Source organism: Pectinatus haikarae, from assembly GCF_050916305.1.
Lineage (GTDB): Bacteria > Bacillota > Negativicutes > Selenomonadales > Selenomonadaceae > Pectinatus > Pectinatus haikarae.
Genome location: NZ_CP116940.1, coordinates 2,475,820 through 2,502,684, shown reverse-complemented (window position 1 = coordinate 2,502,684; position 26,865 = coordinate 2,475,820). Strand labels below are relative to the sequence as shown.

Below are 26,865 nucleotides of genomic sequence, written 5' to 3'. Positions count from 1 at the left end.
ATCAGAGAAGAGCATATTTTTTAATAGCGGCAGCCACACCATGTTCATTATTATTCAAAGTTTGATATTTGGCGGCTTTTTTTGCATCAGTGATAGCATTTTCCATAGATACCGAATAACCGGCATATTTCAGCATAGAGATATCATTGCTTCCGTCGCCTATAGTCATAACTTCATCTGCAGTGATATTCAGGGTGCTGGCAAGCATGTGCACTGCGTTTCCTTTAGTCGCGGTCAGACTGTTGAATTCGAGGTTGGCATCAGAAGAACCTGTCATTTCTGCCGGCAGACCCTTGCATCTTTCACGAATGGCTTCAAAATTTTCTGCATTATTATAAAAGATATTCATTTTATAAATCAATTTTTGCCATTCAGGCCGGAAAAGAGCTTTTAAATTTTCCAGTGGTGTACGAGTATCGAGGACGAGCTGTACAAAATGATCCGGCACATATTTTGCAGCATGATCGTAGCAGGATTGGGAGGTATAAATCTGATTGTTTGTATATACCTCAAGCATTACAGGATACTCGCGGACTATTCTGTAAATAGTGTTGGCAGCTGAAAATGTCAGCGGATCGGATAATATAATTTTATCCAGCTTTTTGTCATAAATTTTGCAGCCGTTGCCGTTTATGAAATAACGCAGTTCGGGGAGAAGAGCCATGATCGGTGCTAATTCAGTGTTGCTGCGTCCTGTGCAGACAGTTACCGTTATGCCTCTTTTAAGAGCTTCATTTATTGCCGCACGATTTTGGTCAGATATTGTCTGTTCATCATTGAGCGTGGTACCGTCCATATCCAGAGCAATCAACTTTACTGCCATTAATATTAATCCTTTCACAAATAAATATAAATATATGTAATATTCTACAATAAAACGGATTGATTAGCAATAATGGTGAATTCTTCCCTCTGCTCTAATGGTCTATACGGTATAAATGAATAAGCTTGTAATAAAATTGAAAATAGCAAAATTTTTTGTTATACTAAAAACCATATGCAGCATAGGCAAAGCATTGTTTTTAGTAAATAATTTATGGAGACGTAAAAGTGGAACCCCAAAAAGTAAAATATAAAAGAAGCTATAAGCGTATTATTATAATAGGTATGATATTTTTAGTTTTTGCTGCTACAGCAATGGCCTACAGTTTTTCGAAAAATGCGTCACAGAAACAAGGCGAAAAAGCTTTTTCTTCTGAGGATAAATATACAATCATGGTAATGGGGATTGACAGCCGTGCTGATGATGTTGGCAGAAGCGATACCATGATGATATTCAATGTGGATACGAAAAATGACAATGTCTCTGTAATGTCGATACCACGTGATACCAGAGTGCAAATAAAAGGATATAAATATGATAAAATCAATCATGCCTATGCTTACGGCGGTCACGAGCTTAGCAGGGATGCCGTGCAGAGCCTGCTTGGCGTACCGATTGATTATTATGTGCTTATAGATATAAAATCATTTGAAAATATCATTGATGCCATAGGCGGCGTGGATATCAATGTGGAAAAAAGAATGTATTATAATGACCCGTGGGATGATAATGGCGGTCTTCATATAGATCTTTATCCTGGGATGCAGCATATGGACGGTAAAAAAGCAATAGAATATGTTCGGTTTCGAGACGGGGAAGGTGATATCGGCAGAATTACCAGACAGCAGCATTTCATAAAGGCTGTTCTGGAAAAGATATTGACTCCGTCCATACTGCCCAAATTACCTGAAATAATAAAGGAAGTGAGCGCGACAGTAAAAACAGATATGTCTTTTGCCTATATGCTCAAATTTGCCGGTATGCTTCCGGGAATGAAGGACAGACAGATAAATTCATCCATGCTCCCGGGAAAACCTGCCTATATAGATGATATCAGCTATTGGCTTCCTGATATAAAAGTATTGCGTCAGAATATAGCAGAAACACTGGCATTGAATGTGACAGAGCAGATGCAGCGGAATGCAGATGAAACTGCTGCGGAATATGAAAAATCCCTGCCTAAAGGGCTAAAAGTATTGAATGAGGATTTAAATAAAAAAAGTGATGAAAACAGTACAGATAATGCCGATTCGGCTGAAAAAAAGACAATACCGGTAAAACCGCAGGATATCACTGTTATGGTGATTAATTCAAGTGGTATAAACGGAGCAGGTGCAGCAGCGGCAGATACATTGATGCGTAAAGGGTTTAAGATATCAAGCGTAGAAACGGGACGTACATCTTCTAATGAAAACACGAAAATAATGACAAATGATGATGCTGTCAGTCTTTTTTACGGTATGCCCTTTCCCTGTGTTATAATGACGGGCAGCGGGACAAAACAGGCTGTACTGACCATTGGCAGAGATTTTAGGAAATAGCTTCAGGATAAAAGATGCACGGATTGACTGCCAGATAAATATATAATTGGGATGTGGAGAATTGAGCTTGCTGCGTGTTGAAAATATTGCAAAATCATATGGAATAAGAGCATTATTCAGTGGTGTTTCTTTTGATATAGACAGAGAAAACAAAATTGGTCTTATAGGTGCTAACGGTGCGGGAAAAACGACATTGATGAACTGTATTATGGATAGAGAAGAATACGACAGCGGCAAGGTAAAGATAGATACGGCAGACAGGATCGGCTATGTTGAGCAGCAGGCTGTATTTACAGGCAGTACGCTGCATGAGGAGCTGCTCACTGCATTTGCTGATCTGCTGGAGCTGGCGGATAGAAAAAAATCTTTAGAAGAAGCAGCAGCACAAAGCGGGTCACAAAAAAAGACAGATGATATAATGCACGAGTATGCAAAGGTTTCTGAGGAATTTGAACGCCTTGGCGGCTATGAATATGAAAATAAAATTCGCCGTATAGCTTTTGGACTTGGTTTCGGTGAAATTGATTTTTTAAAATCACCGCAGGATTTTTCCGGCGGACAGAAGACTCGTATATGTCTTGCTAAAGCTCTTTTACGCGAACCGGATTTTCTTTTTCTTGATGAACCGACAAATCATTTGGATGTTGGGATGATAGAGTGGCTGGAAGAGTTTCTGCGCAATTATAAAGGCGGTATATTGATGATATCACATGACCGTTTTTTTCTTGACAGAGTGACTACGTCCATAATCGAATTGATTGATCAAAAAATAGATATTTACGACGGAAATTATACAAAGGCCATGAGGGTGAGAACAGACCGGCGTGCCGCTTTGGAATCTGCTTTCGTTAAACAACAGGATCATATAAAAAAAACGGAAGAATATATCCGTAAATATAAAGCCGGTATAAAATCAAAACAAGCGCGCGGCAGAGAAAAACAGCTGAAAAGACTGGAAAGGATCATTCTTCCTCCTGATCCTGCCGGATTTAATTATTTTCTTTTTAATCCGCCAATGGAATGTGCTCAGAAAGTACTGGAAATAGAAGAACTTTCTTTTTCCTTTGGAGCGTCAGTTATTTGTGAAAATTTGACAATGACGGTGCGCAAGGGTGACGGCATCGCGCTTGTCGGTCCGAATGGTGCTGGTAAGACGACACTGCTCAAATTAATAGTCGGTGAACTTGAAGCTGGCAGCGGAAGAATAAAAATTGGCAGCCGTGTTAAAATAGGATATTTTTCGCAGCATCATGAGGAGCTCAACGGTCAAAATACAGTATTGGCGGAAATTACATATAATTATGGAATTGCCGATGAACAGGCACGAAATTATTTAGGGGCATTTTTATTCAGTGGTGACAATGTTTATAAAATAGTGGCAGAATTGTCCGGCGGGGAAAAATCACGCTTGGCATTATTAAAACTGATGATGGACGGGGCTAATTTTATAATATTGGATGAACCGACAAATCATCTGGATATACCTGCCAGAGAGGCAGTAGAAAATGCATTGATGACCTTTCCGGGGACCTTCCTTGTCATTTCTCATGATAGGTATTTTTTGGATAAAGTTACAAATTGTACTTATGAAATGGAAAACGGAAAGCTGAATCAATATGATGGTAATTACAGTTATTATCGTCAGAAAAAATTACTGGAAAATCCACCCGAGAAAGAAAAACAGCTTCCGGTGAAAAAAGAACACCAGCATGTTATAAAAGAAAAAAGCCTGCCGGCAAAGAATAAAAAAACTGTTATTTTCAACGAAGACAGAAAAGAGCAGCTCATGAAAAAATGTGAGGCGGAAATTGCTATGCTCGAAGCCGAACTCAAATTGCTGGAACATGATATGAATGATCCGTCCTTTCAGCAGGATCCGCAGAAAAGTGAAGAAATAGCAAAAACTTATGCCGGTAAACAAGAGGAAATAGATAAAAAGTATGAGGAATGGGATAAGCTCATGCAATAAAGATTGCAGTACGGGCAGGTAAAATTTATGGAAAAAATTGAGGGCAGCATACAGGCGGTCATATTCGCCAGTACGGACAGCAGTTTCAGTGTATTTCGTCTGAAGCCGGAACAGCAGAATGCTTTAATTACGGTTACCTGCAATTTTCCGGCACCTTTGGTCGGGCAAAATGTATGTGTGGAAGGGAAATGGATAGTTCATCCTAGATTCGGACAGCAATTTAAGGCGGATAAGATGGAAACTACGGCTCCTGACAGTGCTGATGGAATAGAAAGATTTTTAGCTTCAGGTGCTTTGGCAGGTATAGGACCGGCTATGGCTAAACGTATTGTCAGCAAATTTGGCAAGGACACATTGCAGATCATAGAAAAAGAATCCGGCAGGCTTTGTGAAGTAAGCGGCATAGGCAAGAAAACGGCACAAAAAATCTTTCAGGCATATAATGAGCAGGGAGAGCTGCGTGATGTGATGATATGGCTGGAAACGCACGGACTTTCTTCCACTTATGCCGGGCGCATATTTCAGGAATACGGATCATTTTCCGTTGAAATAATGGAAAATGATCCGTACCGCCTCGCTCACGATATAGAAGGTATTGGTTTCCTGACGGCAGATCAGGTAGCCGCGCAGATGGGAGTGGAAAAAAATGCCGACAGCAGGATAGAGGCAGGGATAGATTTTGCCCTTTTGCAGACAGCTGCCAGCGGTCATTGCTGCGTACCTGAGGAAATCGTCATTAATAAGACGGCAAGGCTTTTGAATATAGACAGAGAAAGTATTTATGCAAAGCTGAAAAAAGAAATTGAAAATGACAGGCTTTATACTGAATATGTGGGCGGTGAACAGCTGATCTATCCTCCGTATCTTTATTTTGCGGAAAAACAGACAGCCAGAAAAATTTTGGAATTGAATAACAATGCAGAACCTCTTCCTTTGGAAAATGCGGCTAAAATGACAGCTGAGTGGGAAAAGAGCAGCAATATAAATCTGGCTCAAAAACAAAGAGAAGCCATAGAGGCTGTGTTAAAAAATGGGTTCTTTGTACTGACAGGAGGACCGGGGACAGGCAAGACAACAATTATTCAGGGGATACTTTTTGTTTTGCAGCACTTTGGTTTGAAAGTGCTGCTTGGCGCACCGACAGGACGGGCAGCTAAACGTTTGACAGAAGCCACCGGGCAGAGCGCCGGTACGATTCATCGTCTCCTTGAAGCCACAGGTATAAGGTCTGATGCGGATTCTGCTTTTGGCAGGGACAGTGATGAACCCCTCGAGGCAGATGCGATAATCATTGATGAAGTATCAATGGTCGATATAGTACTCATGCAGCATTTTCTCAATGCCGTTCCCAGCGGCTGCCGCGTCGTCCTTGTAGGGGATGTCGATCAGCTTCCGGCAGTCGGACCGGGGGCTGTGCTCAAAGATATACTGCGCTCCGGTGCCGTTGCTTCCTTGAAACTTGATGAAGTTTTTCGACAGGCACAAGAGAGTATGATCATTCATAATGCACACGCAATAAATGCGGGCAGAATGCCGGACTGCAGTTCAAACAGCGATTTTTCATTTCTGGAAATAGACAATGATGAAGAAGCGGCTGACAGAATAGTCGCTCTGTGCAGAAAAGAGCTGGTTACTGCGGGATTTGATCCGCTGGCGGATGTACAGGTTCTCTCTCCCATGCATCGGCTTGCATGCGGTGTCAGCAATTTGAATAAATTACTTCAGGAAGCACTCAATTGCGCCAAAACGGAAAAAAAAGAATATAAGACAGCTGCCCAGACCTTTCGTGTCGGCGATAAGGTAATGCAGATAAAGAATAATTATGAAAAAAATATTTTCAACGGCGATATAGGCTTCGTGCAAGAAATATCACCTCAGAAGATAACGGTCAATTTCGGGGAAAATAATGTTGATTATCAGCCGGCTGAAGTAAATCAACTGATGCTTGCTTATGCCATGAGTGTTCACAAAAGCCAGGGAAGCGAATACAAAGTTGTTGTCCTGCCGCTGACAACGGGACATTTTATTATGCTGCAGCGCAATCTTTTGTATACAGCGGTTACCAGAGCAAAGGAAAAAGTAATATTGCTTGGCTCCAAAAAAGCCCTATACACAGCAATTCAAAATAATCGCACACAAAAAAGATATACACTGCTGGCAGAACGTTTGACACAAGGGATCAGCTGATGACGAGGCAGAAATAATATGCATATATTTGATTTGTTTATGGAATTTCTTTATCCGCCGCGCTGTCCGTCATGCCGCAGCTATGTGAAACACGAAGGCGACTGGTGTCTGCCATGTATGCAAAAGGCAGTGCAGGTACATCCGGTGGCACTGCCGCCGGATTCTGTTCTTGAAAAAGTCTGGGCATTGGGAAGATATCACGGGACAATGCGCAGGCTGATAATAAATCTGAAATATAATGGTAAAATGAGCGCATTGCGCAGCATACATAAATATATAACAGCAGCCACAATATCTCTGCGGCTGCCTGCATGTGAATATATAACAGTTTGTGTTCCTCTGCATAAAAAAAGGATGGAGCAGAGAGGCTTTAATCAAACTGAACTTATATTTAAAAAATGGATTGCCGAAAACAGCAAAGATTTTGTCGATTGTCTTGAACGGACATATTTTACGCAGCGACAGTATAAATTAAGCAGAACGGAAAGATTCCAGAATATGCAAAATACTTTTTCTCTGAAAACAAATTTTAATGCCGCCGGAAAAGTTTTTTTACTGCTTGATGATATTTATACTACAGGCGCAACAATGGAATCGTGCGCCCGCCATTTGCGTTCCAAAGGGGCTGCTGCGGTGTACGGACTTGTTCTTGCCAGTGATGCCTGAAATATTATTGAAATAACTGCTTTTGCACGGAAGCGGGTTAGTGCTGTGGTTAAAATATTGATTGTTAAATTTTATTGTCTAAGTTATAATAATAGCAATAATGGTTGATAGAAGGAGGAAAAGACCATGGCTAATAAAATGAAAAATTGTCCTGAATGCGGAAAAATATTCATTGATACGGGAGCCGGCATGTGCAGTGACTGTCTGCGCAAGGAAGAGCAGAATGAAATTGTTGTTTGCAGTTATTTGCGTGATAATCCGGGCAGTACAATAAAACAAATATATGAAGATACGGGCATAAAGGAAAGAACCATAATGCGTATGCTGCGTGCCGGCAGATTTATAGGCAAGGGAGATATCAGCTATCCGTGTGAACGGTGCGGTACTATGATAAAGGAAGGGCGTTATTGTCACAAATGTTCGCAGGAGCTGCAGGCTGATGTGAAACGGATGAGTGACGCTATAAACCAGAAAAAGCAAGCAGTTAAAAAGGATAAGGGCGTTTTGAAAAGCCGCGGTATGTACCTTAAATAAAATAAGAACCTGTTCAAGAGCATGAAAATCGCAGTAAACGACAGAATTGTTTAGAAAAAGCGTTGTATTCCTTAAAAAATGTGCCTTAATTAAAATAGAGAAATTGCCGATATTACTTTATAAGAAAGTATCGGCAATTTTTTTTAAGGGGGGATATATGATGATTTCAAACAGCGGTCATATTAATTCTGTTGCTAACAATATATATATAAACAACATAAGCAAAACCAGTGTAAAGCTGGAAGGCAATGTTGGCAATAGCGGAGATAATGATCAGATAGTTTTGTCAAATGAAAGTCAAGAATTTGCTTCATATCTTAACCAACTGAGCAGCATGTCGACTGTACGCACTGATAAGGTAAGTTTTTATAGTAAAAAAATAGACAACAATGATTATAAAATTGATTCAGGAAATATAGCTGAAAAGATATTGGATGGGTGCTTCGCCTGATGAATAATACCCCCCGGAAAGGGATCATTATGTGGAATAGTCTAATTGACATTTTATTGAAACTGACAAAAATTTATGATGAGCTTTTTCTGCTCAACGAAAAAAAACGCAGTGCTGTGCTTGATATCGATATGCATATACTGGATATGATTGTTGACGAAGAGCAAAAACTTACAGATATAATCATGAAAGTTGAAAAAGAAAGACAGGATATTCTAAAAAAAATGGCAGCCAAAAATGCATTGGTAAATAAATTATCCAATAGTAAGACTTTGACAATGGTTTGCCCTACAGAATATAAAGAAAAATTTTTGACAGCAAATGAAAAACTGTCCAATGCAGTAAAAAGAACGGCTGATATAAATGAAACTAATAGATTGCTTTTACGCGGAGCACTGACAGCGGTCAATATAAATATAAATGCGCTGGTGCAGATGAAAGCTGAACCGAACTATAAAGAGAATGGCAATCAGCAGTTTTTTCCGCAGAATAAAAATTTGGATTTTAAGGTTTAGGGAACTACCATGAATAAATTAGTAAAAATATTGCGGCTGCAAGCCGAAAAATACAGACAATCTAAAGCGCACGCCGAAAAGCAAAAGCAGTTTTTGATAAATACTGACGATGAAGCGTTTCAGCAAACCATACCAATCTTGGAACATTTGATGAATGAGTTGAAACTATTGGAAAAAGACAGAAAGAAAGAATTGCAGAAACAGGACAATACGGTAGCGGACAGCGATAAAGCGATCATAAGATTACTGACAGAAGAAATACAGAACATGGCAGCAGATATAAAAAAAATAAATGAATGTAATCTATTACTCTTGAAGAATAAATTGGAATTTATCAAGTTTAATATAAATGTAATAACAAGGGCTACAGCCGATGTCCCTTATCAGGCAAGCGGCGATATAGCCGGCAATGCTATGAATAAAATAAAGATGTTTGATCAAAGTATATAATAAAGGATGATTAAAATGGGGTCGACATTTTCAGGACTGAATACGGTATATACAGGCATCCAGGCACATCAGCTTGCACTTGATACTGTAGGTCAGAATCTCAGTAATGACAGTACCGAAGGATACTCTAGACAAAGTGTAAATTTGGTAGCTACAAAAGCAACGAGCCAGACCACATTATACGGCACAAGCTATGTTGGCAGCGGTGTAGCTTCTGCATCTATTACAAGAGCAAGGGACACCTTTGCTGATAAAAATTATTGGAATGAAAACAGCACAAATTCATATTATGAAGCAGTACAGAACAACTATACTGTTGTCGAAAATGTTTTTAATGATTCGGAGATAAGCGATACCGAAGTCGGATTACAAAGCTCTATAAATAGCTTTTGGGAAACGTGGCAGAGTCTGGGAACCGATGCCAGCAGTTCTGATGAACGGATAAGCACGCGTGATACAGCTGTTACAATGGCTGATAAGATAAAATCTATGGCATCAGATATGCAATCTCAAATTTCAACGAATTACAGTCAGCTGCAGGCTGATGTAAGCAGTGTAAATACGATAACGGCACAAATAGCTGATCTAAATAAAAGCATTATTCAGCTTGAGGCTAACGGTGGTTCAGCAAATGATCTGCGTGACCAGCGTGATGAATTGGTAGATAATCTTTCAAAATATTTGAAAGTGAATGTCACGGAGAAAAGCAATGGATCCTATACTATAAGCAGTGATGGCAGTAATTTAGTAGATGAGGGAAGCAGTGTTGAATTGGCAACCCAGGCATCAAATAATTCACAATACGGTGTTACGGATTATACACTTACAATCAAGGCAACAGGGACTATTTTTAATCCCAGCGATGGTGAAATAAAGGCACTGCAGGACAATGTTTCTACTAATAAATCATATATAGATAAATTGGCAGATTATTCGGCGTTCTTTCTGACGACTTTCAATGCGCAGCATAAAGAAGGATATGGTATAGACGGTGCAAACAGCGGAAACGGAACGACGGATACAAATTTTTTTGGTGAGGATGAAAATTCATATCAGTGGATCGATGAAAAAAGCAGTTCAACGGAAGGTTATGAAGATGCTTATGTCGAGAAAACTAATAGCAGCGATGGCACCACTGAAAAATTACGCGGTATTAGTCTAATAAATGAACTTACGGTGAATAGCAAAATAACAGCCGATGGTGGAACAAACTATATTGCGACCAAGGGAGCCAATAAATATACGGATTCTGCATCATACACGGATACAAATGGTAATACGGTCAAAACGGGGGACTACATTGATGCCAATGGCAATAAAGTTGATTATGCTGATAGAATAACTGCCAGCAACGGAACGGCAGGAACTGCCGATGGTACCAACGCTGTATCTTTAAGCACATTATTCAATACATCACTGGGAGATGCTACTTCTATTAGTGATACGGTAAAGACGGCTGCTGGCATGGTTGATTCTAGCGGTAATTATACAGGATACAGTTCAACAGGCAATTTATCATTAAATGATTATTACAATGATACTATGACTAAATTAGGCAGTGATTCAAGCAATGTAGATGATTATGTTACTAAAACGACATCTACTCTCACAGAACTTGATAATACGCGTCAATCTGTGTCTGGGGTAAATTGGAATGAAGAACTTACGAACATGATCAAATACCAGCAGGGGTATTCTGCCTGTGCCAGAATTCTTACAACCATGGATGAAATGCTTGATAAACTTATAAATAGTACAGGAACAGTGGGAAGGTGATGATTAAATGCGTGTAAGCAGTACAATGATGATCAATAATTATATGAATGCGCTCAGTAATAACTATGCAACACAGGCAAAATATGTAGAACAGAACGCTACTCAGCAGAAATTGAATCGACCTTCTGATGATGCTGTTGGTTACTCGAAATACCTTGGATATACGAATGATAATGTGGAAAATACGCAGTATACATCAAATGCCCAGACAGCAGTTTCTTGGATGACAGCGAGTGATACTGCACTTTCAAGTATTGGCTCCCAGTTCACGACTTTTGTTGAACAGACAAATCAGGCTGCAAATGGCACTAATAGTACCACGGATGGTGAGTCTACAGCAGAAGAAATGCTGGCACTGCTCCAGGAAACAGTGAGCCAGGGGAACACACAATTGGGTGGTAGATATCTTTTTTCAGGCCAGTCAGATAAAACACAACCGTTTACAATGTCAACTGATAAAGTGGAGCGTGGTCTGACAAAGACACTGGATGATACACAATCTGAATTTTTTGGTAAAACCGTAACGATAGACGGAGTCTCTACAAAGGTTGACGGAGGAACTCAAGTAAATGGTCTAAATCAAATGATCAGTCTTAAGGGAAGTGATGGCAGCGATTATTACCTTGATCTGAGTACGGGTTACGTATTTTCTAAGGATTTTGTGCAAAGCGGATATAAAAATAAAATGAGTGCGGGGCAGACCAGCGTTACTGCAGATGATGCAGTGGGACGGATTACACTTACCAGTAATTTGGCTGATTTACCGGCAAATGCCAGTGATTTATCTGCGGGTACTTTGAATGCAACTTCCTATACCAGCAAAACTGATTATGATAGTTTGACTACGAATGCGCAAAAAGATTTTCTTAGTCAATATTTTGACAGCAGCAACAGCGGGGCAATAACTGATACAGGCAAAACAGCCAGCTTGTCAGCGGACGGCACAGACATTACTTTTTCTTTTAATACAATTAACCAATATGTAGTCAGTTATGCTGGTGATGATAACAAAATTTCTATGGTAAAACTTAGCGGTGGTACAGATACCACACGGGATAGTGTTAACCTTACAGGAAGCGATGTTTTCGGGAGCAGCGATATCTTTGGTTCTTCCCATGGTACGGCTACCTTAAATGATCTTCTTACTGTAGTAGCGGAAATGGACAGCGGTGATCAGGACTGGCTTTCAAGTGACGGGATAACTTTGGCAAATAATGCAGAGGACAAACTTACTACGTCGCAAACTTCACTCGCTTCCAGAAATTCAGCTTACAGTAATGCTATCAGTACACTGAATGATCAAAATACTGTTATACAGGATAATATAAATAATGTAAACGGTGTAGATGTTGCAGAAGTAACGACAAAGTTGCTGACTGCGCAGACTATTTACAATATTGCTCTGGCAATCAGCAAGGATGTGCTGCCAGATACTATTGCCGATTATCTAAGTTGATTGGTGTTAGTGCTTTTTATCTTTGTATTTCAGAGAAATATAAGGGATGATGCAGGGATGCTAAAATTAAATATACGGACAACAAATATCACCTTAAATATGAGCAAGGATTGGGGAAGCGTTGACGCTAGTTTTGATCAGCCAAGCGGCAGGGGAGATTATATTCAGCCGCAGAATAGACTTGAAGTTACTTCCGCAGAAGTAAAAATTGATTCTACGCATGCCAGAGAGGCACTGGGTATTTATACAAATACTAGGCGGGCACAGTTAAACGCGACAGAAGGAAAACAGGCACTCAGTTCTGGTATTGCCAGAGTGATGAAGGAGGCACGGACTGTTATGAAAAATGGTGCAAAAAGTAATGCAATTGTCAATGTTGAACGTCAGCATCTTTTACCAAAACAAAAGCAATTGACTGTTACCTCTATGCCATCTGCAGAAATAACAGTCATACCTTCAGAAGTGAATGGGGAAATAATCCCGGGACACGATAAAATTGAATCTATTCCGGGAAAATATAATATGAATTACACTCCGGCAAAAGTGGACATATCGGTGGATAATTATTCATCGGTAAAAATGTGGACCAGCGGAAATGAGTACAGTATTTATGCTTAAACGGAGGCAATAAATGAAAAATATAACTACTACAAGATTTGGCGATATTGATATTGATGAAACAAAAATAATAAAATTTGCACATGGAATACCGTCTTTTGAAAATCAACGTGAGTTTTTGATGATACCCTATGGGGAAAGTGCACCTTTTTTATTTCTCCAATCTGTTGGATCACCTGATTTAGCTTTTTTGATGGTTGATCCATTTATGTTTTTCAGCAATTATGAGTTCCTTTTGGATGATGACACCCTTGAGGAACTCGATATAAAATCAGATGAGGATATTATGGTATTTTCATTGCTGACAATACCAAACGGTAACATAAAGCAGACAACTGCAAATTTATTGGCACCAATTATAATAAATCAGGTAAACCATCAAGCAATGCAGGTCATTCTGGAAAATTCGGGTTATACAACAAAACATAAATTAACTGAACATATTGTGAAAATTGAAAGGGCGGATGAAAAATGTTAGTTTTAACACGTCGTCCCGGCCAATATATAACAATAGGTGATGATATCGTTGTACATATTTCGGATGTGCAGGGTGGCAATGTGCGTTTGGCAATAGATGCACCGCGCAGTGTAAAAATATACCGCGGCGAAATATATGAGGCAATAGTTGAAGAAAATAAAAAATCAGCGTCACAGCCTGTTGATCTTGATTTGACAGAATTGCTGCCACAAAAAAATAAAAATGAGTAATTTAGTTTAAAGATATCAAATGCTTTAGGAGTTTTTTTCAGGGAGGGAATAATATGATTACTAATTTGCAAAATGTCAATTCATCAAACACTCATTCAGGTGCCAGTACCAATACTCCTGCGGATCCTGTCGTTCAATCTGCGGTGGTTGAAGCTGAGAATAATACAATATCAGCTTTGACTGCAGCTGCTGCATCTGCAAATGAAACAAAACAGGATGAAAAAAACAATCTGTCTGATGGTACTGTAAAAGATATGACAGATAAGCTTAATGAAATGGCAGATGATATGAATCTTCAGCTGAAATTTGTCTGGTACAGGCAGCTGGATCAATTAGGTGTAAAAATGGTTGACATAAGCACAAATAAGACGATCAAATCATTCCCACCAGAAGATATTATGAAGGCACTTATCCGAACAAAGGAATGGGTAGGAAAATTTCTTGATAAGGAAATTTAAGGCTTTGTTAAGTAAAAATGAAAAGATAGCTAATGTTTCTGTAGAAAAGCACTAAATTTTATCAACTTGCTAAAGAAAACAAGTTTTTCATATTGGGATTATAGTTAGCTCCGGCAACTTGAGCAGGAGTTAAATGATTAAGACCAGTATGAGGGCGCATGAAGTTGAAAAAGAAGACAAAAACAGAAATAGTAGCATTAGCAGAGTGAAAAGAATGAAAGCCACGTTTGGTTTTATACCAAGCCTTGAAACGGTTGTTAAAAGCTTCGATAAGATTGTTGCTAATATCGTCCTTAAAGCTCTCGACACGAATGTGTTTAGCATGAGGAAAGTAGCACTTAGTAGGAATCTTGTAGGCACTATAGCGATCGCTAACAATGGCATTGGGATTACCTAAAGGGGAAACATGCTGAAATAAAGCATGTGCCTGAGGAGAAGAACGATGTGGTGAAAGATGAAAACCAAGAACAAAGCGGGTTTCACTATCGATGATGAACCAGATGTAGTATTTCTTTCCAGCAATTTTAACCACTGTTTCGTCAGCATGCCATTCATCAGAATTGAAATTCATAGAAGGTATGAGCTTTAAAGAAATATTATCAAAAAGCGGAGCGAATTTTTTGCACCACTCAGCAACACTAACATGAGAAAGCTTGATGCTGTAGAGCTGATAAAGCATGAGAGAAATGTTACGAGTAGAGCTTTTGCCTATGAAAAAAAGAGTTAAAACAGTGATGATTAAATGAACTGGATGACGCATGCGTGATAAATTGGATTTACCAAAAAGTTTAGAAACAGAAGGTGGCAAAGTAGCAGTTGATTTTGGTTGAAAAAATGAATGATTACATTTTTTATCAGAGCAACGAAAGTTAGAATAATCACGATAATCGTGATGCAAGAAAGACGATTTTCCACACATAGGGCAAGGAGGATACTTTTTACCTCTGACACTGGGGAGAGCATCTGGTGCAAATTGATGTTTACAAGCAAGGCAGCGATATTTTTGATTACCGAATTTATCTTTGCCAAACTTATGGAAATGGTGATTATTGTTGCATTTAGGGCATACAATCGGTATAATTTTCTGCATGAGGCATCGTCCTTTCGATTGGTGTGTTTTCTAGCAGAAACATTGTACCATTGAAAGGTTCGGTGCCTCAATTTTCATTTAAGTTAACAAAACGAAATTTAATAACAGGAGGAAAAATAATGAGTGTAAATGGCATATACGGTTTATCATCGGGACTTGATATAGAATCTCTTGTTACTCAAGGTATGACAGCCAAACAGACACAATACGATTCAATATATAAAAAAGAGCAAAAGGCTGAATGGACAAAAGATGCATACAATACCTGGTATCAGAAACTTATTGATTTTCAGAACAATACGCTTTACCAATATGCGTTATCCAGCAGCACAGATCCAAAAACAGCTACAAGTTCTGCTGCAAGTGTTGTAACAGCAACGGCGGGTGGTGCAGCCGCATCACTTTCACATAAAGTGACAGTAAGTACACTTGCTTCCAACGCATATCTAAAAACTACCGATGATGGGATTACACGTGCCACTGGTGATTCAACCAGCGTAAAATTATCTGATTTAGTCGGTATGTCAGATGTGACGCTTACCGCATCTACTTCAACCACATCTGACAGTGATACACTGACATATACAGATAGTTCAGGTACCCAAATAACACTTACCGGTTCACAGATGGATGAGACGGCTATCAGTTTTACCGTGAGAGATGGCGCTACTACAACTGACTCTGACAGCAGTACATCGGCGAACAGCTATAAAACTATCTCCTATACTTATAGGGATTTGGCAGAATCGACACTGACCGACTTGGCCACTGATCTGACAGACAGCGGTACCAATATAGGCGGTACTTATGATTCTGTTAATGATTCATTCAGTATTTATAATAAAAAAGGCGGTTCCAGTAATGTCATTGATTTGACAGTGGATACAGTGACAAACAATCTCACTGATGAAAATGTGACTTCTACAAGCAATGATAATACGCGAACGCTTCTTTCTGCACTTCATTTAGGAGCATATAATGTCTCTACTGATCAATTGGGAACGGCAATTGACGCAAGTACAACAGACGGATTTGCTGATACACCTGACTCTGTAAGCAGCGCTAGCAGCAGTACCGCTGTTGCCGGAACAAACGGCAAGGTGACTATCGACGGTAAAAATTATGATAGTACAGGTACGCAGATAACAGCCGACGGTGTGACGTACACATTGTTAAGCACCGGATCCAGCACTGTTACGGTAAGTAATGATACGGATACTATCATCAAAAATGTCAAACAGTTTGTAAGTGATTACAACACACTGCTCAGCAGTCTGAAGGATGCTATATATACAGAACCGGAAAGCGACTATACCCCGCTGACCACTGCCGAAAAAGCGGATATGTCAGAAGATCAGATAACAGCGTGGGAAACGAAAGCCAAAACAGGACTCCTATATAAGGATGACACCTTATCTGATCTTGTAGACAGTATGCGCTCAGCGGTAAATACAAAAGTATCTGGTTTAAGTGGCAGCTATACAAGTCTGGCAAGTCTTGGCATAACTGTATCATCAGATTGGGATACAGATTCCAGCGGTATTTTAAGTTTGGATGAGGATACATTAAGCACTGCATTGGCAAGCGATCCTGAAGCTGTATATAAAGTGTTTAACAATCCTTCTTATGACAAAAACGACAGTTCTACCTATGGTGTAGTTAAGCGGCTCAATACAGCTCTTTCTACAGCTATAGGAAGTGGTTCTCTGGGAACTGATGCCACAGGCCTTAAAGGAGAAGCTGGTACAACAGACTCCAGTAATTATTCTGATCAAAGTTATTGGGGTGACAGGATAGCTGATTTAAAAGAAAAATTAAGTGATTTTAAAGATGCTATGGACAAATATGAGGATAGTTTGTATGATAAATACGATGCAATGGAAACAGCGATATCCAATCTTAATTCTCAGTATTCCTATATATCCAGTTATACCAGCAGCTGATAATAGAGAAATAGCCAGTGCAGCTTAAACCAACAGGAAGGATGGATCAGCTTAAATGCAAAATGCGTTTCATACTGCAGAGGCATATAAACGGCAGCAAATTATGACGGCCAGTCCGGAAATGCTCATATTGATGCTTTATAACGGGGCAGTCAAATTTATAAATGAGGGTATCAAACATATAGAAGAAAAGGACTGCATAAAATCAAATAAGGCATTGATTCGTGCACAGAATATTATGATAGAACTTATGTCTTCTTTAAAAATGGAATATGATATATCCAAACAGCTTTATCCTCTCTACAATTATATCTATCGTATTCTGATAGAGGGAAATATGAAAAATGATAAGGAAAAGCTGGAAGAAGCAAAAGGGTTGATATTACAATTTCGTGATACGTGGGGACAGGCTATGAAAAAAGCTCAGCAGGAAAAAAGCGATGCATGAATATTATTGAAAATTGTTTAATTAGTTATATTATATTGGTGTCAGGAGTCCCTTATGGAAAATACAGATGCTCAGGCGGCTGCTTTATGGAAAAAATTTTATATTATAACGACAGAAATGTACCGCTTTATAAAAAAAGACAAGGTTGATACATTTTTTATCCTTTTAGAACAGCGCATGGAACTGCAGAAACTTATTGAGAAACTGGACAATAAAACTTATCATAAAACGCCTGTGGGAAAAACATTGATTTCAAAGATAAACCCGATCAATGTAAAAATTCGTGCTTTGGCGCAGTCTTGGCTTATTCGTTCCAGAAATATGAGCAATAAGGTGCATTCTTATGATATGAATACACGTATGCAGGGGATTTTTTTTAATAAAAAATTATAAAAATCTATTAAGTTAAAAAAAAAAGATACGATATTATATACAGAGATTGAAATATATATATGTTGAGCGATCGGCAATGTATATATATTTTGATTATATAAGCCGCATAGGAAGAGCGGCGGCAAATTAAATATCAGGGAGGAATTTCTCATGTCTTTAGTAATTAAAAATAATATGTCAGCTATTAACACGCTGAACATAATGAGCAAAAACAACAAAGCTTTATCCAGCTCACTGCAAAAGGTATCAACAGGTCAAAAAATCAACAGTGCAGCTGATGATCCGGCAGGTTATGCCATTTCCCAGCGTATGCAGACTCAGATCCGTTCCTTGGATCAGGATAATGACAATGCTGCAAACGGTCAGAACATGCTGAAAACCGCAGAAGGTGCTGTTTCTTCAACTGTTGATATTTTAAAAACACTGAAGGAAAAAGTTCTTGATGCAGCTAATGATACTAATACTACCTATGACCGTAACACGATTCAGGATTATCTTGATCAGGCAGTAGACCAGATCAATGATAATGCCACGACTACTTATAATGGCAAATTGCTTGTTGACGGTTCTATGAATCAGGCTTCGACAACAGGCGCTACTGTTGTATATACTAATGAAAGCTTGGATACAGCTACATCTTTTAGCTCTAACTTGACAGATTTATTGGATCGTAATGGTAATTCTCTCAATATTTTGGATGCTGATACCGTGACAATATCTTATGTATCCAATGGTAAGACTATGACCACCAGCTTTTCTGCCAGTGGTGCGACTTTGGCTAGTGTATTCATGAATTCTCAGAGTGCTACTGGTGCATCAGTCGATGGTTTTGGTAATGGTAATCTCTTGACTGGTGCTGACGCTGGTAGCTTCATCGGGTTAAATGCTCAGGGTGTATCAGTATATACGGCGGATGGATCAAGTGTTTTGTCAGTTTCCTCCACTAAATCTGGTGTAGGCGGTAATATTGCTGGATTTACTATCAGCATAACTGGTACAGATGGTAATGTTAAAAAGTCTGTCAATACTACGCTTGATGCTTGGAGCGAACAGATCAGCGCCTCGGATCAATCAAATGACAATTCGATTACCCTGCAGGTCGGCACAAAAGCAAATCAGTCTATCCGCGTAGGTCTTGGTGATATGCGCGCTCAGGCACTTGGACTTCAGGGTGTGTCTGCAGACGGTAGCGTTCAGAATCTTGATGTTTCTACACGTGACAATGCCAACGCAGCAATCAATGTTCTTGATAATGCAGTTCAGAAGTCCCTTTCTCAGCAGACTAAGATCGGTTCTGTGGAAAGTCGCTTAGATTATACCCAGGATAACTTGACAACGCAGAGTGAAAATGTTCAGTCCTCTGAATCAACGATAACTGACGCTAATATGGCTGAAGAAATGACTGAATACACGAAGAACAATGTTCTGGCACAGGCTTCGCAGGCGATGCTTGCTCAAGCCAACTCCAGCAGTCAGAATATACTGCAGTTGCTCCAGTAATTGTTTCTTCTCATTCAGCAATGAGATTATTAAGACGGATGTTGAATTTAACATCCGTCTTAATTTTTATCTGTTTGTATATATGAATTGTGGGCAGATAAAAATTAAGATGGATATTAATTGAATTATGGAGTGTTTATGTATATATCAGCCTGCGTTATTGTAAAAGATGAAGAAAAAAATATAAAAAAATGGTATGAGTCTGTAAAAAATTGCAGTGATGAACAGATAGTAGTGGATACAGGATCTACAGACGCTACTTTATCAATACTGGAAAAATTACCGGTGAAGTTATATAGTTATGAATGGAAGCATGATTTTGCCGCAGCAAAAAATTTTGCCATAGATAAAGCTAAGGGCGATTGGATAATTTTCCTTGATGCTGATGAATATTTCACTGTGGAATCCATATCAGAAGTCCGTAATATTATCAATAAAAGTGATATCAATAGGAAAATAGCAGCTATTTTATGCATAAAAGTGAACATCAATGAAAAAGATGAAAAAGAAATAAGTCGTTTTTATGATTTGCGCATTTTTCGAAATACATCTTCCTTGCGTTATAAGGGGAAAATACATGAACAGCTTTCATATGATCAAATACCGCTGCAGTTGATAAAAAATGATAATTTGATTATATATCATACAGGCTATTCGGCATCATTAGCACAAAATAAGGCAAAACGCAATTTGGAAATTTTATTATCTGAAGAGCAGGATGATAAAAAAATGACATCTTTGCATTATATTGCTGAATGTTATTATGGTTTGGGTGAATTTGATAAAGCTATAACTTATACAGAAAAATATTGGAGTCAGAAAAAGTACAGAGTTATAAATGGTGAAGGATGTATATGGCGCAATTATATAAATGCAATGATATTATTGGAAAAACCTACTGATAAAATTTTAGCTGTAATATTTAAAGCAATTGATAAGTTCCCTGATTTGGCAGATTTTTATGCTTTTGCAGGCTGGACTTATTGGCAGCTGGGCAGTTACATAGCGGCTGAGAAGTATTTCAAAAAATCACTTGACAAGTTTGCTGTTTATAATGGAATAGAGGAAACCTTTTTTGCTGCCGATTTGCCTAAGGTAAAAAAATATTTAGAGCAAATAGCTTTAGCAGAACGTAATAATGGTAAGAGAAAAGTAAATAGGCCGTTTATATCGGCCTGTGTTATAGTTAAAAATAATGAGAGGGATATATTAGCATGGCTTAAATCCGTGAGGAGACACAGTGATGAGCTCATTGTAGTGGATACGGGTTCTGAGGATAAGACGATAGATATTGTCAGAACTGCGGGAGCTTTTGTCTATAATTTTTCATGGCAAAATGATTTTGCCGCGGCAAAAAACTTTGCTGTAAATAAAGCAAAGGGTGAGTGGATAATCTTTCTCGATGCCGATGAATATTTTACTGATAATATTGATGTAAAAAAAATTATTTTAGAGCTTAATAAACAGGATGCTGATGCTGTTTTATGCCGCATGATAAATATTGACAAAGACAATGGAAATATGGAGATTAATCGTTTTATGCAGCTGCGGATATTTCGCAATGACGGAAATATACATTATGAGGGCAAGGTACATGAACAGCTCAGAAATATCGGAAGAGAGCTGAAGTTGCTGGAAAGAAAAGATATTATAATATATCATACCGGTTATTCAAAAACCATATATTTAAGCAAGCTCAAGCGGAATCTGGAAATACTTCAGTCCGACATACGAAAAAACGGGGAAAAGATACATCATTACAGGTATTTAGCGGATTGCTATTACGCTCTGGAAAATTATGATAAGTCTATTGTATATTATAACAAGCATCTGGGCAGTGAATTACGCTCACTTGGAAACGAAAATGATGTTTATTTCAATCTTATTGATTCAATGATTAAGAGCTCATATAGTGCACAGGAGATTTTTGCTGTTATCAAAAAGGCTCACCGGCTTTTTAAAGATTATCCTGAATTTATAGGACAATATGCTGCGTTTAATTTTGCTAAGGGAAATTATACTATTGCCAAAAGGGCTTTTGTAAGAGCTTTGTCTTTACATTCGAGGAATGCGGATTTGCCTTCAGATAATTTTACTGCAGTGCTACCTGAAGTCTATAGATATCTTGCACAAATATATTTGTATGAAAATGACAGAAAAAAAGCATATTTTTATCTTGATAAAGCATTATCAATCAATAAATATAATTATCTGGCACTGCGTATTTTATGCAAGATCCTAAAAGAAATATCTTTTCAAAAAACTATTATCTGTTTATCCCAATATTATGAGGATACCGCAAAAGATATGGTGTTTATTTCTGAACAGGTTTTTCATGTGGGGATGCAGGAATTATTTATTTATTATAATAAAAAATTATTCGATAAATTCGGTGTTTATTCGGAAAAATGGAGGCTATGGAAAGTATTAATGAATACAAATAGTGAAAAATCTTTTGATGATTTGTTGACACAAACAGTGGAGAAGGTTCAGCTGCTGGTGATATCTCTATTGCTGTCAGGAAAGCTGCAGGAAAAATATCATAGCATATTACCGGAAAGCATCTGGCAGTGCTTGAGTGCATACTACGGTAAAAATGATATACATGAAAATAATTTTGAAACGTACAAGGTACTATTGCCGGTGATTATGGTGCATACAAATGATGAAGTAATTAAAAAATATCTTTTTCTTGGGGAAAATTTTGCTCTGAAGCAGCGCTGTGAAATATTGGACGAGTTATACAGGCTGGAAAAATGGGAATATATGGATGTCTTTTCATCATTTATAGTGAATGAGCAACTTGATGATAATATGAAACATATATTTAAAATAGCAAAATGTGCTTATTATAATGGACACTTAAATAGATCGGAAGAATTATTCAGACGGGTTTTGCAGACTGGTTATCATGCTGATGAAATAAATTCATATTTGACCTGGATTAATGACAGGAGAGTGGGTAAATGGTGAAAATATCAGCCTGTGTAATTGTTAAAAATGAAGAGAAAAACATTAAAGATTATTTAAAACGTATAGGTGCAGTTGCGGACGAAATAGTTGTTGTTGATACAGGTTCGACTGATGGTACGAGAAGAGTAGCTGAGCAGGCCCATGTAAAAGTATACGATTTTTTATGGCGGGATGACTTTTCTGCCGCAAAAAATTTTGCACTAGGCAAGGCAACGGGTAATTGGATATTATTTTTGGATGCTGATGAATATTTTACTGATGAATCAACGGCGCTTATCAGAAAAAATATCGCTGCAATTGAGAAAAATGTAAAAATCTTTATGTGTAAATTAACTAATATTAATGAGCGTGGCAAATCTGCAAAAAGTGTTTATGTGGTCAGAGGCTTTAGAAACGATTCCAAACTCCGATATAAGGGAAAAGTCCATGAACAGCTTTTTTTTGACGACAGAGAGATCACTGATATAGCTGTAATGTCTGATGTTGAAATTTATCATACAGGTTATCAGAAAAATATAGAAGAAAAATTGCGCCGGAATTTGATGCTGATGAATAAGGACATAGCAGAAAATGGCGATAATCCTCGGTATTATTCAGCGATAGCTGATTGTTATTATGGACTGGGTGACTATAATAAGGCAATTGTCTTTGCCCGAAAGTTTATCAAGTCTGGATTGAGGGCAGTAGGCGGAGAAAATCAAGTGTTTTACACACTTATTTCTGCAATGCGTTTGTCGGGAAAAAACAGTGAAGAAATATTGGCTGTTTTGGATAAATATGGGAAATCTAATTTGTATGGGAAAATGAACTCGGAAAAACTCAGCGACTCTGAAAAAGAAAAAAGTGATATATTTATTTCTGCCTGTGTAATCGTAAAAAATGAAGAAAAAAATATACAGAGATATTTAAAATATATGCTTCCCCTTGCAAATGAAATAATTGTCGTCGATACAGGATCGACTGATAATACCCGTGATATCGCCAGAAATACCGGTGTTGCAGTATATGAATTTACTTGGTGCAATGATTTTGCGGCAGCTAAGAATTTTGCCCTTGATAAGGCAAAAGGAAAGTGGATTATTTTTCTTGATGCCGATGAATATTTTCCGAAGGAAGATGGAGTAAAGCTTGTTGAGTATGTGAACGGGCATGATGCGGATTCAGCTGTTGATGCTGTGGTGTGCAGATTGACCAATATTGATGCTGACAGAAACGATGAATTTATAGGCAGCTTTTATCAGCTGCGGATATTTCGTAATTCTTCTGATATGCGTTATGTCGGAAAAATTCATGAATCCCTGCAGGGAAAAAATGGCAAGATAATAAAAATAGTTGTTTTAAAGGATAATATCAACATAATGCATACCGGATATTCATCGTCAGTTATGAGAGAGAAGGCAGAGCGGAATTTATCTCTGCTGGAGAAGGAAATAGCTGACAATGGGGAGACACCCAAACACTATGCTTATCTGGCAGACTGTTATTATAGTATGCAGGATTATGAGAGGGTAATCAGTTATTCTAAAAAATTTATTGACAGCGGTATGAATATGATCGGCGCGGAAACTAATGTTTATATGCGATTGATCGACGGATTAATTTTAGCAAAACATTCAAACGGGGAAATTATTGAAGCTATTGAGCTGGCTGTGAATAAATTTCCTGATGTGCCGGACTTTTTGTTTATGAAAAGCTTTTTTTTATTCAAGAAGCAGCGATATAAAGAAACTGAAGAATATTTATCCAGGGCATTTAACCTTTGGCGAACAGGAGAGAAGCCGGTGACTTCTTCAACTATGCCGCGGCTGTTGAGTAATGTCTATGAAACAGCAGGCGCTTTGGCACAGTTAAAGGGAGATTTTCCAAAGGCTGTAAATTATTTTATAAAGTCTTTAAAAGAAAATCGTTATAATGTAAGTTCCTTTAATGGATTATATAAAAATATTGGAAAAAAGAATTCAAATTTAATAATAAAAACTCTGGATAAAATCTATAGCACAAATACCAAAGATATGACATTTTTATTAAAAATGCTGGGGCAATATACATTAGGTCTGGTTTTTCTGCATTATTGCGATCTGTTTCAAGACAAATGTGGTACTGATATTTCAGAAGAATATATTCTATTGGCAAGAAAAGAATATATAGCTGTCAGTGATTTTTTAGTGAAAGAGCTGGTGGATAAGTATAAAAAGTTAATGCTTGAAGCATTAATAAATAAAGATGTTAATAAATATGAGACAATATATGCAATTTTACCGGAGGTATATAAAAGGATATTTAATCAGGGAATAGAGTCTTTTAATTGATATAAAAATAGAGTTACATTATGTCGGCAGGTGAGTTATAATTGTCATTTAATGATATTTTTTATAATATGCGATTTCATTTTTCTCAGGGAGAAAAAGAATATATAAATCAAAATTATATAGCGGCAGAAAAGCATTTCAGGATTATTTTGGAAAAAGAAAATGATTCTGAAGCTTATGTTATGAAAGGAGAACTGCATAAAATATACGCTTATCTCGGACAAATTGCCGAAAAAAAGGGGAACGAAGCGGCTGCTGTAAAATACTACAAAAAATCTCTTATGGAGAAGCCTGATAATGAAAATGTTTTTATAAAATTATATGGATTATTATCTATGGATAACGTGTCCAAGATCGAGCTTTTAAATAGTATTTACGCAGGCACAGTTAGTAATCTTAAATTTTTGTCAAATATGTTTAATAATGTCTTATCTGAAAAAATAGGATTATATTATCAGTATATCTTACAAAAAAAATATTTCATTAAGGCAGATAAGAATATAGCTAAAAATATGATTGTAGCACAAAATTATAATAAAGCATCTGATACCCTTGAGTCAGAATTAAGGGATGTTTATAAATTTATATTGGCAGCAGAAGTAATAAATTCTTCTGTATCAAATAGAAATAAACTGAAAGAAATATTACCTGGAGAATATTACGCAATATCAAATAAAAGTATATGGCCTCCAGAAGAATATGATGAATCAGATCCTATTTTGGAAGACGTGAGAATAATACTGCATAATCTTGATAAATGGGCTGGTAAAAAATACCAATAACTTATCTGCAGGAAAGTAATTTGAAAAAAATAAATTGAAGATATGTATTCTTTTGATATCTGAGCTGATACTGCAATATTTGGCAGCAAAGCAGGTAATTGGATAAAAACAGCGAATTTTTTTATATATAAATATATTTTGAGTGGTGAATTCTAATGAAGAAAAAAGGTAAAAAGAAAATTTCTAAAAATGGCAGCGTGAATAAATTTACCGCCGGGAAAAAGACTGAATACAGGGATGATAATATAATGAACAATATACCAACGGACGATTTGAATATTGAAAAGATATTGACACAGGAAGATGTTGAGCGCTGCAGAAAAGAAATTGTTGAATTGAAAAAAGAACGAAAATATAATGCTGTAATGGAAAAAATAATCAGCTTGTTTAATGCAGGGCACACCGATGCCGATTTGATGCTTGATTTGGCACAAATTTATTATGATACACAGGATTATGCGCGGGCTGAAACGTGGGCAGCTAATTCTTATAATAAAAGCGGTGATTTGGATACACTGATCTTTTTGGCGAAGATATATTCTACTGATGACAAAATGGATAAAATGGCAGAGATATTAAATAAGATTTTAGGTAATGACAGTGATCTTTTCTCTGAGGAACAGAAAAAATCAACTGATGACATGGTATTTTATATTGAGTTAACCTATGAGTCTGATGAAATTGCTGAAAAATTCCCTAATATAGCAAAAGGGATGGAGAAGGAAGATATACTTCCTGAGGCGGATTTTGAGGAAGAAAAATTCGTTGATAAAGTGGAAAATATCTTTACTGATAATGAGAATAATCACATAGAAATTGAAAATAATACATTGACGGATGAAACAGAGATAGGTCCTGACGATAGTCAGAGGGAAGAAAAAATTGACGGTATCTTGCAGGAGATGGCGAATGGAGGAAATATTTCAGATAAAGATTTTGCTTTTGTTATGAGGTATCCTTCAGCTGTGATAACTGAAGGTGTGAACAGCCTGCATATAAGCTTAACTAAAAAGATACTGCTGTATAACTACATTGCGGCAAGTTACTATGAAAATAATAGATTTAGTGATGCGATAAAAATATTGCAGGAGGCACTTGCTATTGACGATCAGGATGATCTTATTTTAAAGAATATCGGCTTTGTTTTTTTTGAACAGGGAGATAAAGGAAAGGCGAAAATCGCATTACAGGCTGTTAAAAATAAGGACTTTATGCTCTGTGATTTATTAAAAAAATGCGACGGGCAATGAATGATGATAAAAATACCTCTAAGGG

At 37.6% G+C, this 26,865-nt stretch carries 24 protein-coding genes; 22 read left to right on the top strand and 2 right to left on the bottom strand.

Annotated elements, in window-relative coordinates:
* Position 1 precedes the first annotated feature (1 nt).
* The gene (locus NXG61_RS12080; RefSeq protein WP_307222741.1) at positions 2-823 is read right to left on the bottom strand and encodes a Cof-type HAD-IIB family hydrolase; all 822 of its coding nucleotides are present in this window, start codon (positions 821-823) and stop codon (positions 2-4) included.
* Between the two features lie 227 nt (positions 824-1,050).
* Here NXG61_RS12080 and NXG61_RS12075 point away from each other — a divergent pair, with 227 nt between their 5' ends.
* From NXG61_RS12075 to NXG61_RS12010, 14 genes are all read left to right on the top strand, one after another.
* Positions 1,051-2,364 carry an LCP family protein gene (locus tag NXG61_RS12075; protein WP_307222743.1) on the top strand — a complete coding sequence of 438 codons (1,314 nt, stop codon included), beginning with the start codon at positions 1,051-1,053 and terminating at the stop codon, positions 2,362-2,364.
* 61 nt (positions 2,365-2,425) lie between these two features.
* Positions 2,426-4,333: an ABC-F family ATP-binding cassette domain-containing protein gene (locus tag NXG61_RS12070; RefSeq protein WP_196604872.1), complete on the top strand. Its 1,908-nt coding sequence runs from the start codon at positions 2,426-2,428 to the stop codon at positions 4,331-4,333.
* Between the two features lie 27 nt (positions 4,334-4,360).
* A complete protein-coding gene (gene recD2, locus NXG61_RS12065) occupies positions 4,361-6,520 on the top strand; it encodes an SF1B family DNA helicase RecD2 (protein WP_307222745.1) in 2,160 nt (719 codons plus the stop codon).
* Positions 6,521-6,538: 18 nt separating this feature from the next.
* Positions 6,539-7,186, top strand: coding sequence for a ComF family protein (locus NXG61_RS12060; RefSeq protein ID WP_196604870.1), 648 nt, complete (start codon positions 6,539-6,541; stop codon positions 7,184-7,186).
* A gap of 126 nt (positions 7,187-7,312) precedes the next feature.
* Positions 7,313-7,720: a flagellar protein gene (locus NXG61_RS12055; RefSeq protein ID WP_307222747.1), complete on the top strand. Its 408-nt coding sequence runs from the start codon at positions 7,313-7,315 to the stop codon at positions 7,718-7,720.
* Positions 7,721-7,877: 157 nt separating this feature from the next.
* Positions 7,878-8,171, top strand: a complete 294-nt coding sequence (locus NXG61_RS12050; RefSeq protein WP_307222749.1) for a flagellar biosynthesis anti-sigma factor FlgM — start codon at positions 7,878-7,880, stop codon at positions 8,169-8,171.
* Between the two features lie 29 nt (positions 8,172-8,200).
* Entirely contained in the window at positions 8,201-8,686 is a 486-nt protein-coding gene (gene flgN, locus NXG61_RS12045; RefSeq protein ID WP_307222752.1) for a flagellar export chaperone FlgN, read from the top strand.
* Positions 8,687-8,695: 9 nt separating this feature from the next.
* Entirely contained in the window at positions 8,696-9,136 is a 441-nt protein-coding gene (flgN, locus tag NXG61_RS12040; RefSeq protein WP_307222754.1) for a flagellar export chaperone FlgN, read from the top strand.
* Positions 9,137-9,151: 15 nt separating this feature from the next.
* A complete protein-coding gene (gene flgK / locus NXG61_RS12035) occupies positions 9,152-10,912 on the top strand; it encodes a flagellar hook-associated protein FlgK (protein WP_307222756.1) in 1,761 nt (586 codons plus the stop codon).
* A 7-nt stretch (positions 10,913-10,919) separates the two neighbouring features.
* The gene (gene flgL / locus NXG61_RS12030) at positions 10,920-12,368 is read left to right on the top strand and encodes a flagellar hook-associated protein FlgL (protein WP_307222758.1); all 1,449 of its coding nucleotides are present in this window, start codon (positions 10,920-10,922) and stop codon (positions 12,366-12,368) included.
* A 57-nt stretch (positions 12,369-12,425) separates the two neighbouring features.
* Positions 12,426-12,986, top strand: a complete 561-nt coding sequence (locus NXG61_RS12025; RefSeq protein WP_307222759.1) for a DUF6470 family protein — start codon at positions 12,426-12,428, stop codon at positions 12,984-12,986.
* Positions 12,987-12,999: 13 nt separating this feature from the next.
* Positions 13,000-13,464: a flagellar assembly protein FliW gene (fliW, locus tag NXG61_RS12020; RefSeq protein WP_307222761.1), complete on the top strand. Its 465-nt coding sequence runs from the start codon at positions 13,000-13,002 to the stop codon at positions 13,462-13,464.
* Positions 13,458-13,694 carry a carbon storage regulator CsrA gene (gene csrA / locus NXG61_RS12015; protein WP_307222763.1) on the top strand — a complete coding sequence of 79 codons (237 nt, stop codon included), beginning with the start codon at positions 13,458-13,460 and terminating at the stop codon, positions 13,692-13,694. Before fliW ends, csrA begins: the two co-directional genes overlap by 7 nt.
* 53 nt (positions 13,695-13,747) lie before the next feature.
* Entirely contained in the window at positions 13,748-14,152 is a 405-nt protein-coding gene (locus NXG61_RS12010; RefSeq protein WP_307222765.1) for a flagellar protein FlaG, read from the top strand.
* Positions 14,153-14,213: 61 nt separating this feature from the next.
* Here NXG61_RS12010 and NXG61_RS12005 read toward each other — a convergent pair whose 3' ends face one another.
* On the bottom strand, positions 14,214-15,242 hold the full coding sequence (locus NXG61_RS12005) for an IS6 family transposase (RefSeq protein ID WP_307225425.1): 1,029 nt from the start codon (positions 15,240-15,242) through the stop codon (positions 14,214-14,216).
* Positions 15,243-15,361: 119 nt separating this feature from the next.
* Here NXG61_RS12005 and fliD point away from each other — a divergent pair, with 119 nt between their 5' ends.
* The 8 genes from fliD to NXG61_RS11965 all read left to right on the top strand — a co-directional run bounded on the left by fliD (position 15,362) and on the right by NXG61_RS11965 (position 26,840).
* Positions 15,362-17,185, top strand: coding sequence for a flagellar filament capping protein FliD (fliD, locus tag NXG61_RS12000; RefSeq protein WP_307225375.1), 1,824 nt, complete (start codon positions 15,362-15,364; stop codon positions 17,183-17,185).
* Positions 17,186-17,240: 55 nt separating this feature from the next.
* A complete protein-coding gene (fliS, locus tag NXG61_RS11995; RefSeq protein ID WP_307225374.1) occupies positions 17,241-17,633 on the top strand; it encodes a flagellar export chaperone FliS in 393 nt (130 codons plus the stop codon).
* A gap of 54 nt (positions 17,634-17,687) precedes the next feature.
* The gene (locus NXG61_RS11990) at positions 17,688-18,026 is read left to right on the top strand and encodes a hypothetical protein (protein WP_307225373.1); all 339 of its coding nucleotides are present in this window, start codon (positions 17,688-17,690) and stop codon (positions 18,024-18,026) included.
* A 150-nt stretch (positions 18,027-18,176) separates the two neighbouring features.
* Positions 18,177-19,526 carry a flagellin gene (locus tag NXG61_RS11985; RefSeq protein ID WP_307225372.1) on the top strand — a complete coding sequence of 450 codons (1,350 nt, stop codon included), beginning with the start codon at positions 18,177-18,179 and terminating at the stop codon, positions 19,524-19,526.
* Positions 19,527-19,646: 120 nt separating this feature from the next.
* Positions 19,647-22,499 (top strand): glycosyltransferase family 2 protein, encoded by a 2,853-nt coding sequence (locus tag NXG61_RS11980; protein WP_307225371.1) that lies wholly within the window; start codon positions 19,647-19,649, stop codon positions 22,497-22,499.
* Positions 22,493-24,808 (top strand): glycosyltransferase, encoded by a 2,316-nt coding sequence (locus NXG61_RS11975; RefSeq protein WP_307225370.1) that lies wholly within the window; start codon positions 22,493-22,495, stop codon positions 24,806-24,808. The genes NXG61_RS11980 and NXG61_RS11975 overlap by 7 nt, the downstream gene beginning before the upstream one ends.
* A gap of 41 nt (positions 24,809-24,849) precedes the next feature.
* Positions 24,850-25,590 (top strand): hypothetical protein, encoded by a 741-nt coding sequence (locus NXG61_RS11970; protein ID WP_307225369.1) that lies wholly within the window; start codon positions 24,850-24,852, stop codon positions 25,588-25,590.
* Positions 25,591-25,745: 155 nt separating this feature from the next.
* Complete coding sequence (locus NXG61_RS11965; RefSeq protein ID WP_307225368.1) at positions 25,746-26,840, top strand: tetratricopeptide repeat protein; 1,095 nt, start codon at positions 25,746-25,748, stop codon at positions 26,838-26,840.
* Positions 26,841-26,865 lie beyond the last annotated feature (25 nt).